We start from the raw sequence: 14,432 nt of genomic DNA, 5'->3' as shown, positions 1-14,432 counted from the left end.
ACTACCCGCAACACAAAGTATGTTTATGAGGCTACACAATAGTAGTACTTTGCTTGTTCTCATAAATAAGTAACGCATGAGTATCACCTGGGATAACAAATCGTCTCAGGGCTCAACAAAAGTATCCATTGCTGTATTGCTGCGATTTATCTTGCCAGATTGCGTATAACGGCTAAACTAGAGAGCGGGTCTGCCGGGATGGCGGAATGGTAGACGCTACGGACTTAAAATCCGTTGCCCGCAAGGGCGTGTGGGTTCGAGTCCCATTCCCGGCACCATTTTTTGCTGCTGGAAGCCCCGTCTGACCGCGGGTTGCAGCCAGTCTGAAACAACACCCCTACCTCCACCTAACTGTTCAGGTTCTTTCCAGTACCACCATCGCCAGGGCATAGTGCCTCTCGTGGGTAAGTGAAAGGTGGGCTTTTAGATGTTCGGCCTCCATCCGGGTTCGGAGTTTTGGGGCAAAATGCAGCAGGGGTCTGCGCCCTTCCATCTCCACCCAGACCTCGAGCCAGCCAAAGCTATCCGGCCAGCATTTCTGAAAGGCCTCCTTCGCCGCAAACCGTACCGCCAGCGAAGGCACCGGGTCGGGCTTAGCCAGGCAGTACTGGATCTCGCTGGGCACAAAGTGGCGTTCCAAAAACCGCCGGGGGTGCCGCTGCCACACCTTGCGCAGGCGTGCAAGCTCTACGATATCGGTTCCAATCGCTACAATGGACATCGGTTAGCATTGTAAGCGTTGTGCTGCCCAAAGCCTTTCTGAACAAAATGTCCGACTTGCTGGGCGAGGCCTTTCCGGAGTTTTTGAGGGCCCTTACCCAGGCCGACCGCAGCTATGGCCTGCGGGTCAACACGCTCAAGCTAAGCCCCGAGCAGCTTCGGCAGATCAGCCCCTGGCCCCTCGAGCCCATCCCCTGGTCGCCTGAGGGCTTCTACTACCCGGCCGAGGCCCGGCCCGGCCCCCATCCGTACTACTACGCGGGGCTGTACTACATCCAGGAGCCCTCGGCCCAGGCCGTGGGGGTACTGGCCGACCCCCAGCCCGGTGAGCGGGTGCTGGATCTGGCCGCCGCCCCCGGCGGTAAAACCACCCATCTGGCGGCCCGGATGCAGGGCCGGGGGCTCTTGATCTCCAACGAAATCGATAGCAAGCGGGTGCGCGGGCTGCTGGAAAACGTGGAGCGCTGGGGCGCCAATCTGGCGGTGGTCTCGGCGCCGGTGGAGAAGCTGGCCCAAGCCTGGGGAGCCTACTTCGACCGGGTGGTGCTGGATGCCCCTTGCTCCGGGGAGGGCATGTTTCGTAAAGACCCCGAGGTGGTTCGACACTGGGGGCCTGGGGCTCCATCGCGGGCCGCCCGGATACAAAAGACCCTGCTGGCCGCCGCCGCCGACCTGGTGCGCCCAGGCGGCACACTGGTCTACTCGACCTGCACCTTCGCCCCAGAGGAAAACGAGCAGGTCATTGCAGATTTCTTGCGCACCCCTGGCTGGACGCTCGAGGACGCCCGCATCTCCCCTCTTTTTGCCGACGGGGTTCCGGCCTGGGGCGATGGCCTCCCCGCCCTGGCCCGAACAGCCCGGCTGTGGCCCCATCGGCTGCGCGGGGAGGGGCACTTTTTGGCCAGGCTGCGCAAGATCGATGGTGCAGAGAACCACCCCCCTCAGGCCCGCATCCCCCCACCTTCCCGCGAGGCCAGAGCGCTGTGGCAGGCCTGGAGTGAGGAACACCTGCAAATTGCCCTCGAGGGGGAGCTCCTCGAGCGCGCCGGGCACCTCTACCTGCTGCCCCCCGGGCTACCCGACCTCGAGGGCCTCCGCGCGCCAGCGCCTGGGCTTTACCTGGGCCAGGCACGAACCGGCCACCGCAAAGACACTGGGCGGTTTCTGCCAGGTCAGCCGCTGGCCCACTACCTAACGCCTGGGGAGGTTAACCACCCCCTCCTCCTGCCGAGCGACGACCCCCGAACCCTGGCTTTTGCCCTGGGACAGCCCATCCCAGCGGAAGGCACCGATGGCTGGAAGCTGGTGGCGCTGCAAACACCCGTTGGAAACTTCAGCCTGGGCTGGGGCAGGCTCAAAGCAGGCGTCCTGCGGCCCAGCAGAACCGGGCTGTAATACGCCGGGCGGGTTTACTCTTCCTGCTCCTCGAGCCGCTTCAGAAGCGCTTTTAATTCAGCTTTTTGCTGGCCTTCTTCCATCCCGTCGGCGAGCTTTTCGATGGCGAGCCGCACCACCTCCGACTTGGAAACCAGTTGTTCCGGGCTGGAAAGCTCGTAGGCCAGCTTGGTCAGGAGGGCGTCCTGATCGTCGCTGATGACTACCTGGAGGCGCTTTTTCTCTTTCTTAGGCATAACCGGTTGGTCTAAGCACTGCACGAGTATGGTTACGGTAGAATACTCGCATGCGTTTCTGGCTATAATTTAGCACGTTACATTTGTGCTTGACAATACGGTTCTGGCTTACTATGCTCATAGTGAGTGTGATGTGTAACATGCACAACAACGCTCGAGCACACCCAGGAGACGCGATCCTGTATGAATAGAATCTTAACTATTCGCGGCGGTGTTCCCCTTAGTGGTGAGCTGCGGATTTTTCCGGCCAAAAACTCGGCGCTCAAGCTAATGGCCGCCAGCATTCTTACCGCAGAGCCGGTTACCCTCACAGAGGTTCCGCGCCTGCGTGATATTGACGTTTTGCTCGAGCTCCTGGGCCACCTGGGCACCCGCCACGCCTGGGAGGGCCGTACCCTGCACCTGCACACACCCGAAATTCGTTCTACCCAGGCCCCTTTCGAGCTGGTCGGCAAGATGCGGGCCAGCTTCAACGTCCTGGGCGCCCTGGCCGCACGGGCCGGCGAGGGTACCGTGCCCCTGCCGGGTGGCTGCAACTTCGCTGAGCGGCCGGTCGATCAGCACATCAAAGCCCTGCGTGCGCTGGGCTTCGAGGTCACCACCGAGATCACCGAGCAGGGCCTGGCCTACACCGCCCGCCGGCGCAAACCGGCCTCGGGTCGGGTGGTCTACGACCTTCCCACCCTGGGCGGTACCGAGCAGGCCCTGATGGCCGCAGCCCTGGGCGGCGAGGCTGTCCTGGTAAACACCCCGCAGGAGCCTGAGATCGTCGATCTGTGCAACTTCCTGACCATGATGGGGGCCGAGATCAAGGGCATCGGGAGCAGCATCCTGCACATCAAGGGTAAGCCCAGTCTGCGGGGGGGGCGCTACACCGTCATCCCCGACCGCATTGAGGCCGGCACCTATCTGTTCGCCGCCGCCGCTACCAGGGGCTCCATCACCCTGACCAACGTGGAACCGTTCCACATGGACGCGGTGCTGGATAAGCTCGCGCAGTCGGGCCACCACATCACCACCGGCCAGGACTGGATTCGACTGGAAGCCACCCCCAACCCCCAACCTTTCAACCTCGAGGCCCGTGAATACCCCGGCTTCGTCACCGACCTGCAACCCCCGGCCACGGCTTACCTGGCCACCGTGCACGGCACCTCGCTGGTCTCGGATCGGGTCTACCCCGACCGCTTCACCCACGCCAGCGAGCTGGCCCGCATGGGGGCCGATGTCACCTTAAAAGACCGCACCCTGGTGATTCAGGGCCGCCAGCTCACCGGGGCTGCCGTTGAGGCCCGCGATATTCGGGCTGGAGGAGGTCTGATTATCGCGGCCCTGGCTGCCGAAGGCGAAAGCCATATCACCGGAATGCAGTACATCGAGCGCGGCTACGACGACATCGAAAACCGGCTGCGCAGCCTGGGGGCCCAGGTCGGCCTGCAAATGCCCGACCTGGCCCTGGCTGCTGATTGATGGGGGCCGTTGCTTCGGGTCAAACCACGTTTGACGTTTGGCCCCAGAAAGCCTACACTCAAGTGCTATGGATTTAGAGACCCTAGAACACCGGCTCGAGGCCCTTCGGGGGTATCTTTGACATCGCGGGTAAAGAAGCCCGCCTGAAGGAACTAGACCGTCAAATCAACGACCCCAGCCTCTGGAACGACCCGGCCCACGCCCGCAAAATCTCGCAGGAAGCAGCCCGGCTGCGCAAAGCGGTGGAGGGCTACCGCCGCCTGGAGTCCGACCTGCAAGGGCTGTTGGAACTCTGGCCGGAGCTTTCGCCCGAGGAGCGGGAGCAGATGCAACCCGAACTCGAGCGGGCTGGGCGCGAGTTGGAGGAGCTTTACCACCAAACCCTGCTCGGCTTTCCCTACGCTGAAAACGCAGCCATTGTGACCATCAAGCCCGGCGCGGGCGGCACCGAGGCCTGCGACTGGGCCCAGATGCTCTACCGCATGTACACCCGCTTTGCCGAGCGCAAGGGCTTCAGCCTAGAGCTTGTGGACTTAGAACCCGGCGCCGAGGCCGGAATTGACCAGGCCCAGTTTATCGTGCGGGGTGAGAACGCCTACGGCCTGCTCTCGGCCGAGGCCGGGGTGCACCGCCTGGTACGGCCCTCCCCCTTCAACGCCCAGGGCAAGCGCCAGACCAGCTTCGCCGCGGTGGAGGTGATGCCCGAGGTAGACGAATCGGTGGACATCCAAATTGCCCCCGAAGACCTGCGCATTGACGTGATGCGCTCGCAGGGCAAGGGCGGCCAGGGGGTCAACACCACCGACTCCGCGGTGCGGGTGGTGCACCTGCCCACCGGCATTTTCGTGAAGTGCCAGGTCACCCGCAGCCAGCAGAAGAACAAAGAGATGGCCCTGAACATCCTGCGCTCGAAGCTGTTCGAGATCGAGTGGAAGAAAAAGCAGGAGGAGCTGGCCCGGCTCAAAGGTGAGTCACGGCCTATCGAGTGGGGCAGCCAGATCCGGAGCTACGTGCTGGACAAGCAGTACATCAAAGACCACCGCACCGGCGAGATGCGCCACGACCCCGAGAACGTGCTGGACGGCGACCTCGAGAGCCTCATCTGGGCCGGGCTGGAGTGGAAAGCCGGGCGGCGGGAGGCGGTCGCCAGCGCCGACGAGGAGTAGGGCCACCCGCGCAAATCCCAACAGAACATCACCGGACTCCAGGGGATGACCTTTTGGAGTCCGGTGCACAGCACTCCCTGGCTTTTTCCGATGCCAAGGGTGGCTTGCTGTGCAGTGCGCATTCCGGCCGCATCGTTCACCTTTGAAAGCCTAAGCAATACGGCCGGAATACACCCCTGCTCCCTTATAAAAGCTACTGCGCGGGGGTGGATTTCAACCGCTCCACCACCCCCCGATCCTCGAGGGTGCTGGTATCCCCCTTGATCTCCTCACCCGAGGCCACCTGCCGCAGCAGGCGGCGCATAATCTTGCCGGAGCGGGTTTTGGGCAGGGCATCGGTCAGGCGAATCTCGTCGGGGCGGGCAATGGCCCCAATGGCCTTGACCACATGGGCCTTGAGTTCCTGGGCCAGCTCAGCGCTGGGGCTGAAACCGGTCTTGAGGGTTACAAAGGCCACAATGCCCTCACCTTTGATGGGGTCGGGCCGCCCCACCACCGCCGCCTCAGCCACCGCCGGGTGCGAGACCAGGGCGCTTTCGACCTCCATGGTGCCCAGGCGGTGACCCGAAACGTTGAGCACGTCGTCCACCCGGCCCAGAATCAGGTAATAGCCGTCTTCGTCGCGCCGGGCCCCGTCGCCGGTGAAGTAGTTGCCGGGGTACTGGGAAAAATACTGCCGCTCGAAGCGCTCCGGGTCGCCCCAGACCGTGCGCAGCATGGAGGGCCAGGGTTTCTGGATGATCAGGTGGCCGCCCTCGTCGGGGTTGTTCACCGGCTGGCCCGAGGTGTCTACAATTTCGGGCTGTACCCCAAAGAAGGGCTTGCCGGCATGACCGGGCTTCATGGGGTGCACACCCGGCAGGGTGGTGATCATGATCCCGCCGGTCTCGGTCTGCCACCAGGTATCCACGATGGGGCAGCGCTCCTTGCCGATCACCTTGTAGTACCAGAACCAGGCCTCGGGGTTGATGGGCTCCCCTACCGAGCCCAGCAGGCGGAGGCTCGAGAGGTTGTACTTGAGGGGCCACTGCTCGCCCCACTTCATAAAGGCGCGAATGGCCGTGGGCGCGGTGTACAGGATGCTCACACTGTATTTTTCAATGATGCTCCAGATGCGGCCCTCGTCCGGTGTGTTGGGCGCGCCTTCGTACATCAGGGTGGTGGCCCCGTTTTGCAGCAGCCCATACACCACATAGCTGTGACCGGTAATCCAGCCCACATCCGCCGTGCAGAAGTAGGTATCGGACTCCTTGAGGTCGAAGATGTACTGGGCGGTCAGGTAGGTATACACCGAGTAGCCCCCGGTGGTGTGCAAAACCCCTTTGGGCTTGCCGGTGGAACCCGAGGTATACAGGATGAAAAGAGGGTCTTCGGCGTCCATGGGCTCGGGGGGGCAGTCGGGTGAGGCCGAGGCCATCAGCTCGTGGTACCAGTGGTCGCGGCCCCGCTCCATAGGAACCTCGTGGCCGGTGCGCCGCACCACCACCACCTGCTCAACGGATTTGGCATCGGCTAAAGCCTCGTCGCTGTTGACCTTGAGCGGTACCACGTTCCCCCGCCGCCAGCCACCGTCGGCGGTGATGAGCACCTTGGCCTGCGCGTCATTAATCCGGTCGGCCAGGGCCGAGGCCGAGAAGCCCCCAAACACCACCGAGTGCACCGCCCCAATGCGCACACAGGCCAGCATGGCGATGGCAGCCTCGGGGATCATGGGCAGGTAGATGGTCACACGGTCGCCCTTCCGCACCCCCAGCCCTTTAAGCACGTTGGCAAACTTGCTCACCTCGCGGTGCAATTGCTGGTAGGTGAGGATGCGCGAGTCGCCCGGCTCCCCCTCAAAGATGATGGCAGCCTTGTTGCCACGGGTTGCGAGGTGGCGATCCAGGCAGTTGTAGGAAAGGTTGAGCTGCCCCCCGATGAACCACTTGGCGTTGGGGGGGTTCCACTCGAGCACCTTATCCCAGGGCTTGAACCAGTGTAGCTCCGAGGCTACCCGGCTCCAGAACTTTTCGGGCTCTTGGAGGCTCTCGCGGTAAAGGGCCTCGTAGTCCTCGAGCCGACGAATACGGGCCGCCTGCCGAAAATCCTCCGAGGGTTGAAAAACCCGCTCCTCCTTTAGAACCGCTTCGATTTTTTCCATAAATTACCTCTTCTGGGTTCGGTTAGGCTACCGAATCAAGGGGTCGTTTGTTGGTGAGCATAGGCGGGGCAGGGGTCGGCGTCAAGAAAGACTGGGCTTCGGCAAATATGCGAAACCCGGCTTTACTTGACAGCCCAGAGCAATCCAGGCCATCATAGCCGCAGAACCCAGATGAGCCTGCGCTGGTCTTCCTTTGATCATACGGTGCAGCAACCCGAAGACCTATGGCACAGAGTCGCAAACTCACCACCGTTCAAGCGGCGCTAAGGGTGCTGGCCTACCTGGCCGAACACCCCGAGGGGGTGGAGGCTGCCCGTCTGGCCGCTTTTTTAGGCAAAAGCCTTTCCACCGCCTACGCCCTGCTGGCCAGCCTGGTCTCGGAAGGGTTTGCCGAACGGGACGGTAGCACCTACCGGCTATCCAAAAACGCCCTGGCGCCCTCACCCAACCGCCTGGCCGAGCCTGAGAAGCTATCGGATGCGCTGGAAGAGCTTTACCTGCGCACCCGTGAGCGCACCTACCTGGCCCTGCTGGATCGCGACGGCAAGCTGCGCCTGTCCACCCGCGGGCGGCAGGGCCTGCCCAAGCTGGCCGGCCTCGTGGATCAGGTGTCTGAAGGCTTTCATGCCCTGGCTTTAGGCAAAGCCGTGCTGGCCTATATGGACAGCCAGGCCCAGGCCCCCCACCTGCAAGATCTGAAGGCTTATACCCGGCTCACCATCACCGACCCCCTGACCCTGGAGGAAGAGCTGGCCAAGGTGCGCCAGATGGGGTTTGCCGTGGAGCTCGAGGAGCACGCCGACGGCATCTCCGGGGTGGCCGCCCCCATTTTCAGCCCGGACGGTACGGTGATAGGAGCCTTTGGGGTGGTGGTGCCCTCGAGGCGCTTTCCTTATGCCTTCACCCGGCTGGTGCAAGCTGTGCAGGAGGTAGCCAGGGCTGCTTCCAGCCGCGTCCAGGTCGAACACACCCCACCCAGCGATAGCAAGCCCTTACCCTCCAGCGAGCCCGTTTACCTGGGCGCATCCAGCGAAGAAACCCCCGTCTGGGCCCCCAGGCCCCTGGTGGAAAAAGCCAACCTCAAGGACTACCCTGCCGAGTATCGGCGCAGCCTCGAGCAGCCCGAGGCTTTTTGGGGTGAATGGGCTGAGCGCTTCCACTGGTTCAACCCCTGGAAGCGGGTTCGCGAAGTGGACGGCCCCTACCATCGCTGGTTTGTGGGGGCCACCACCAACATCACCTACAACGCCCTGGATCGGCACGCCGACGGGCCACGCCGCAATCAACTGGCCCTGATGGCCCTGGCCGGGGACGGCACAGTGCACAAGCTAACCTACCGCGAGCTGCGCGACCTGGCCGCCCGGCTGGCCGGTGGGCTGCTGTCGCTGGGCATCAAGCCCGGCGACCGGGTGGCGGTGTATATGCCCACCGGGCTGGAGATGGCCCTGACCTTTCTGGCCTGCGCCCGCATCGGGGCGGTGCACGTGGCCATTCCTGCCGGCCTGGGCAGCCAGGCCCTGCGCGAACGCCTGGAGGATACCCAGGCCCGGCTGCTGGTGGCGGCCGACCGCATGTACCAGGGCGGGCGCACCCTGCACTTCAGCCATGTGCTCGAGGAGGCCATCCAGGGCCTGGATATACCGGTGCTGTGGTTCAGCCGGGGCGGCGCGGTCAGGCCGCTGGAATTCTGGGATTTAATCGAGGCCCACCGGCCCACCACCCCCGCCCTGCCGGTCGACAGCGAACACCCCTTGTTCATCCTGTACACCTCGGGTTCCACCGGCAAGCCCAAGGGCGTGGTGCACGTGCACGGGGGCTATATGGTGGGCATCACCTACCACCTGCGCACCCTCTTCGACCTGAAGGACGGCGAGATCTCCTGGGCCACCGCCGACCTCTCCTGGATTGTGGGGCACAGCTACGGGCTGTATGCACCCTTGCTGGAAGGACTCACCACCGTACTGCGGGCCGAGCGGCTCGACTACCCCGATGCCAGCAGCTTCTATGAGACCCTGGAGGACTGCGGGGTCAACGTACTGATCATCAGCCCCACCTGGCTACGCACCCTGCGCAAGCACGGCGACGAATTCGCCCAGAAGGCCCAGCTTTCCGACCTCCGGCTGGTGGCCAGCGTGGGGGAGTATCTGGCCCCCGAGATCTGGCACTGGGCCGCCAAACACCTGGCCCACGTGGTGGATCACTGGTGGCAGACCGAGACCGGGGGCCCGTGCCTCTCCACCCCCGTGTGCATGCCGGCCAAACCCGGCAAGGTCGGCCTGCCCCTGCCAGGGGTGGAGGTGCGCGTGGTGGACTCCTTGGGGCGTGAGCTACCCCCCGGCCAGAAAGGCCACCTGGTCATCAGCCAGCCCTTCCCCCATTTCATGCGCACCTTCTGGAACAACGATGAGCGCTACCTCGAGCAGTGGAGCCGCATTCCCGGCTGCTACAGCACCGGCGATATCGCCGTGCGGGATAAAGAGGGCTATATCGCCCTGCTGGGCCGCTCCGACGACGTCATCAAGGCCGGGGAGATGCGTATCGGTACGGCTGAGATCGAGGGGGCCATGCTCTCGCACCCTTCGGTGGCCGAAGTGGCCGCGGTGGGGATTCCCAACCCCGAGGTCGGTGAGGTCATTAAGGTATACGTGGTGCTCAAAACCCGCGAGGCCAGCCTCGAGGTGCGCGCCATCCTGGCCGACAAACTGCAAGCCCACCTGCGCCGCCAACTGGGCAATATCCACCTGCCCACCGAGGTCGAAATCCTCGACCAGCTACCCCGCACCAAAAGCGGCAAAATCCTGCGCCGCCTGCTCAAAGCCCAGGAGCTCGGCAACGATCCGGGCGACCTGTCCACCCTGGAGCCGTGAGTATGCAGCAAGCTCGTTGGGCCAGGTGTTTCAAGCCCCCTCCGGTCAGGGTTCTTGCCACAGCGGTTTCCTCTATTTTTGCCACAAGCCCCAGCGGCAAGGTTTTGAGAAGCGCTCGGTTAAGCAGCAGCGCCGCAACAACCGGAGGCCCCTTATGGAACTCGAGCAACTGCTAAAACCCAAGGTCAGCTACCAGGCCCCCGAGGCCCAGCGAAACCAGGCCAACCTGTCCGACTTCTGGGCCGAGTACACCCGCAGCCTGCAAGACCCTGAGGCGTTCTGGGGTGAACAGGCCCGGCGGTTTCACTGGTTCCGGCCCTTTGGGCAGGTGCTAGAGTGGAACTTCCCCGACCACCGCTGGTTTGTGGGCGGCCAGACCAACATCACCTACAACGCCCTGGATCGCCATGCCCAGGGCGCCAAGCGCAACCAGGTCGCGCTCCTGTACTTAAGCGAGGACGGCAGCGAGCAAAAGCTGACCTATGGCGAGCTGTTGGATCGGGTCTCACGCTTTGCAAGCGGGCTCAGAGCGTTGGGGGTGGAAAAAGGCGATCGGGTCATCATCTACATGCCCCTCACCCTGGAAGGCGTTATTGCCATGCTGGCCTGTGCCCGCATTGGCGCCATTCACTCGGTGGTCTATGCCGGGCTGGGGGTTTCAGCCTTGCGCGAGCGCATCATGGACGCCGGGGCCAGGCTGGTAATCGCCGGGGACGTGAGCTACCGCCGGGGCAAGCCGGTAGACCTCGAGTCCATCGTGCTCCAGGCCATCGAAGACCTAGACCTTCACACCATCTGGTTCTGCCGCAACAAAGCCGTGCCCGAGGGGCCTCGCTTTCACGACTTCAACAACCTGCTCTGGTCGCACAAACCCGAGGCCGAAGCGGTTCCGCTGGATAGCGAGCACCCTCTGTTTATCCTCTATACCTCGGGCTCCACCGGCAAACCCAAGGGCGTGGTGCACGTGCACGGGGGCTACATGGTGGGCACCGCCTACCACCTGCGCACCTTTTTCGATGTGAAGGATAGCGATGTCTACTGGGCCACCTCGGACATCGGCTGGATTGTGGGGCACAGCTACATCGTGTACGCGCCTTTGCTCGAGGGCGTCACCAGCGTGCTGCGGGAAGGCGCGCCCGACCACCCCAACCCCGCCGCCATCTGGCAGGCCGTCGAGCGCTACCGGGTCAACGTGATGTTCACCGCTCCCACGGCGGTTCGCATGTTCATGAAGTTTGGCCCCGAATGGCCCGCCCGGCACGACCTCTCCTCGCTGCGGTTCATCGGGGTGGCCGGCGAGCCCCTCAACCCCGAGGCCTGGCAATGGGCGGTTGAGCACCTGATGGAGGGCGGCCAGCGCGGCTTTGTGGCCGATAACTGGTGGCAGACCGAACTGGGCGGCCCCACCCTGGGCACCCCGCTCACCCTGGAGGGCCGGCCCGGCTTTGTAGGGGTGCCCCTGCCCGGCGTGGAGGCCACGGTGGTGGATGCCGAGGGCCACGAGGTAGCCCCCGGAACCGGCGGCTTGCTCGCGCTCAAGCGCCCCTTCCCCCACATGATGCGCACGGTCTGGGGCAACCACGCCCGCTACGCCCAGTACTGGACGGAAATCCCCGGCCACGTGTATGCCGCCGGCGACGTGGCCAGCAAAACCCCAGAGGGCTACTTTGCGGTGCTGGGTCGGGCCGACGATGTGCTAAACGTGGCCGGGCACCGCATCGGCACCGCCGACGTAGAGAGCGCCCTGGTCTCACACCCAGCGGTGGCTGAGGCCGCGGTAATTGGGGTACCCGACCCTGTCAAAGGTGAAAACATCAAGGCTTTTGTGGTTTTACGGGTAGGACACGAAAAAACCGAGGCCCTGCGAGACGAAATCGTGCAGCATGTGCGGCTCGAGCTGGGCCCCATCGCCACCCCCGGTGAACTGGTTTTCCTGGACAAGCTCCCCAAGACCCGCAGCGGGAAAATTCTGCGCCGCCTGCTCAAGGCCCAGGAGATGGGGCGGGATCCCGGCGATTTGAGCACGCTCGAGGAGTAGCCACCGTCTCAAAAACCAGCCCTCAAACCCCTACAGGCTGTCTCTATCATGTGTTGGTATATATGCCGCCCCCCAAAAGGGAGCGCCTCCTCAATTGGTCACAGGCCCGGCGATAAGCAGGCCTTGGTTTTTCATAAGCATTGCTTTGCTTCAGATGCTTAAGTTTCGCCTGCTCACCAGCGTGTTGGCCCCTTGCAGCACCGTCCAGATAGGCACCGAGCCGATGCGCTCTATTCTCATAAAACAAATAATTGCATCGCTTTTCGCAGATATACAAAAACTGGCAATAACTTGACCGAGTCAACAAAAGAGCATTAGATTCATGGCGCAAGTCTGAAACGCGCAAAAGCGACCACCCCCGTAGCAATGGTGGCTGGACTTGTGCTACATGGAGGTAGGCATGGATAAAGCAAAGGCCGATGCGTACTGGAAGGCCAACATCACCCTAATCCGTAACCTGCTCATCGTCTGGGCAGTGGTCTCCTATGGGTTTGGGATTGTGTTGGTTAATGTGCTCAACAACATCAAGCTCGGGTCGGTTCCCCTGGGCTTTTGGTTTGCCCACCAGGGTGCCATCATCATCTTCGTCATCTTGATCTTCATCTACGCCTCGCAGATGAACAAGATTGACCAGCAGTTCGACGTGCACGAATAGGGGGCCACCAATGAGCGTAGAACTCTGGACATGGATCATCGTGCTCCTGACCTTCGGCCTGTACGTGGGAATCGGCATCTGGGCCCGTGTGCGTGAGACCGAGGGCTTTTATGTGGCCGGGCGTGGAGTACCCCCCATTGCCAACGGCATGGCCACCGCTGCCGACTGGATGAGCGCGGCCAGCTTTATCTCGATGGCCGGCTTGATCTCCACCCTGGGCTACGACGGCACCATCTACCTGATGGGCTGGACCGGCGGCTATGTGCTGCTGGCTTTGCTGCTGGCGCCATACCTGCGCAAGTTTGGCAAGTTTACCGTCCCGGACTTTGTGGGCGACCGCTACTACTCCCAGACTGCTCGGGTGGTCGCCGTGATCGCCGCGGTGTTCGTCTCGTTCACCTACGTGATCCCACAACTCGTAGGGGTGGGTACGGTTTTTGCCCGCTACCTGGGGGTCGAAAGCACCACCGGGTTGTGGGTGGGTGTGGCCGTTACCGCACTCTTCGCCGTACTGGGCGGGATGAAGGGCATCACCTGGACGCAGGTGGCCCAGTACACGGTGCTGATTATCGCCTACCTGATTCCAGCGGTAGCCATTGCCAGCATCCTCACCGGCAACCCCATCCCCCAGCTAGCCCTTACCTTTAGCGACATCGTCAGCCGGCTCAACCAGCTACAGGTAGACCTGGGCTTTACCCAGTACACCCAGCCGTTCCAGCGCTTCGACATGCTGAACATTCTGCTGATTACAGCGTGCTTGATGTTCGGCACGGCTGGCCTGCCCCACGTAATCATTCGCTTCTACACCGTACCCACGGTCAAGGACGCACGCGCCTCCGCTGGCTGGGCCTTGCTCTTCATCGCTCTGCTCTACACCACCGCGCCGGCCGTCTCGGTGTTTGCCCGTTACAACCTGATCAACACCCTGCACGGTAAAAGCCTGGAGGAAGTCCGCCAGATCGACTGGGTGGCCAAATGGGAGAAAACCGGTCTGCTGCGCTTTGTGGATAAGGACGGCAACGGCATTGTAACTGTTGCCAAGGGCAATGCCTTCAAGTTTGTCCCCGGCACCACCCGCCCCGACGTCAACAACCCCGATACCACCAGCGCCAACGAGGTGTTCATCAACAACGACATCATCGTACTTTCCACCCCCGAGGTAGCCAAGCTGGCCCCGCTGATCATCGCCCTGGTGGCGGCAGGTGGTCTGGCCGCGGCGCTTTCCACCGCATCGGGGCTGCTGATTGTGATCTCTTCGGCGCTCTCACACGACCTGTATTACCGCATCATCAACCCAAGGGCCTCCGAGGGGCAGCGTCTGTTGGTGGCCCGCGTGGGAATTTTGCTAGCGGTGCTGATCGCCGGATATTTTGGGCAAAACCCACCGGGCTTTATCGCGCAGTTGGTGGCGTTTGCCTTCGGGCTGGCTGCCAGCAGCTTCTTCCCCGCCATCCTGCTTGGCATCTTCGATAAGCGCACCACCCGTGAGGGAGCCATCGCCGGTATGGTGGTGGGTCTGGTCTTCACTGCCAGTTACATCATCGGCACCAGCTACTTTGGTATGCCCCGCTGGTTCTTTGGGGTAAGCCCCGAAGGCATCGGTACCGTGGGCATGTTGATCAACCTGATCATCACCATCGTGGTCTCGCGCATGACCCCCGAGCCGCCCAAAGAAGTACAAGATCTGGTGGAATCGGTGCGCATCCCGCGCGGTGCCAAAGAGGCCCATTATCACTAAAGCCAGTTGG

10 protein-coding genes and 1 tRNA gene are annotated in these 14,432 nt (G+C 62.7%); 8 read left to right on the top strand and 3 right to left on the bottom strand.

Features of this window, described 5'->3' with window-relative positions:
* Nucleotides 1-192 precede the first annotated feature (192 nt).
* Nucleotides 193-278: transfer RNA gene (locus MRUB_RS06635), tRNA-Leu, on the top strand.
* A 77-nt stretch (nucleotides 279-355) separates the two neighbouring features.
* On the opposite strand, the gene acpS is transcribed toward MRUB_RS06635, so the two are convergent.
* Nucleotides 356-721: a holo-ACP synthase gene (acpS, locus tag MRUB_RS06630; protein ID WP_013013588.1), complete on the bottom strand. Its 366-nt coding sequence runs from the start codon at nucleotides 719-721 to the stop codon at nucleotides 356-358.
* A gap of 20 nt (nucleotides 722-741) precedes the next feature.
* On the opposite strand from acpS, the gene rsmF reads away from it, so the two are divergent.
* On the top strand, nucleotides 742-2,115 hold the full coding sequence (rsmF, locus tag MRUB_RS06625) for a 16S rRNA (cytosine(1407)-C(5))-methyltransferase RsmF (RefSeq protein ID WP_013013587.1): 1,374 nt from the start codon (nucleotides 742-744) through the stop codon (nucleotides 2,113-2,115).
* A 14-nt stretch (nucleotides 2,116-2,129) separates the two neighbouring features.
* On the opposite strand, the gene MRUB_RS06620 is transcribed toward rsmF, so the two are convergent.
* Nucleotides 2,130-2,351 carry a hypothetical protein gene (locus tag MRUB_RS06620; protein WP_013013586.1) on the bottom strand — a complete coding sequence of 74 codons (222 nt, stop codon included), beginning with the start codon at nucleotides 2,349-2,351 and terminating at the stop codon, nucleotides 2,130-2,132.
* 183 nt (nucleotides 2,352-2,534) lie between these two features.
* Here MRUB_RS06620 and murA point away from each other — a divergent pair, with 183 nt between their 5' ends.
* Together murA and prfB are read left to right on the top strand one after the other, a co-directional pair.
* On the top strand, nucleotides 2,535-3,818 hold the full coding sequence (murA, locus tag MRUB_RS06615; protein WP_013013585.1) for a UDP-N-acetylglucosamine 1-carboxyvinyltransferase: 1,284 nt from the start codon (nucleotides 2,535-2,537) through the stop codon (nucleotides 3,816-3,818).
* A gap of 67 nt (nucleotides 3,819-3,885) precedes the next feature.
* Nucleotides 3,886-4,984 (top strand): peptide chain release factor 2 gene (prfB, locus tag MRUB_RS06610; protein WP_013013584.1). Its coding sequence is split into 2 segments (ribosomal slippage): nucleotides 3,886-3,936 and nucleotides 3,938-4,984, totalling 1,098 coding nucleotides; the frame shifts between segments, so codons are not numbered across the junction.
* Nucleotides 4,985-5,177: 193 nt separating this feature from the next.
* Here the strand turns inward: prfB and acs (MRUB_RS06605) are convergent.
* The gene (acs, locus tag MRUB_RS06605; protein WP_013013583.1) at nucleotides 5,178-7,124 is read right to left on the bottom strand and encodes an acetate--CoA ligase; all 1,947 of its coding nucleotides are present in this window, start codon (nucleotides 7,122-7,124) and stop codon (nucleotides 5,178-5,180) included.
* Nucleotides 7,125-7,348: 224 nt separating this feature from the next.
* Here acs (MRUB_RS06605) and MRUB_RS06600 point away from each other — a divergent pair, with 224 nt between their 5' ends.
* The 4 genes from MRUB_RS06600 (at nucleotide 7,349) to MRUB_RS06585 (ending at nucleotide 14,422) form a co-directional block, all read left to right on the top strand.
* Nucleotides 7,349-9,991, top strand: coding sequence for an AMP-binding protein (locus MRUB_RS06600; protein WP_013013582.1), 2,643 nt, complete (start codon nucleotides 7,349-7,351; stop codon nucleotides 9,989-9,991).
* Between the two features lie 154 nt (nucleotides 9,992-10,145).
* Complete coding sequence (gene acs, locus MRUB_RS06595) at nucleotides 10,146-12,029, top strand: acetate--CoA ligase (protein WP_013013581.1); 1,884 nt, start codon at nucleotides 10,146-10,148, stop codon at nucleotides 12,027-12,029.
* A gap of 400 nt (nucleotides 12,030-12,429) precedes the next feature.
* Nucleotides 12,430-12,684, top strand: coding sequence for a DUF4212 domain-containing protein (locus MRUB_RS06590; protein WP_013013580.1), 255 nt, complete (start codon nucleotides 12,430-12,432; stop codon nucleotides 12,682-12,684).
* Nucleotides 12,685-12,694: 10 nt separating this feature from the next.
* Nucleotides 12,695-14,422 carry a sodium:solute symporter family protein gene (locus tag MRUB_RS06585; RefSeq protein WP_013013579.1) on the top strand — a complete coding sequence of 576 codons (1,728 nt, stop codon included), beginning with the start codon at nucleotides 12,695-12,697 and terminating at the stop codon, nucleotides 14,420-14,422.
* The last annotated feature ends 10 nt before the right edge of the window (nucleotides 14,423-14,432 follow it).

It is taken from the genome of Meiothermus ruber DSM 1279 (assembly GCF_000024425.1).
GTDB lineage: Bacteria > Deinococcota > Deinococci > Deinococcales > Thermaceae > Meiothermus > Meiothermus ruber.
This window is presented reverse-complemented; position numbering and strand designations above follow the sequence as displayed.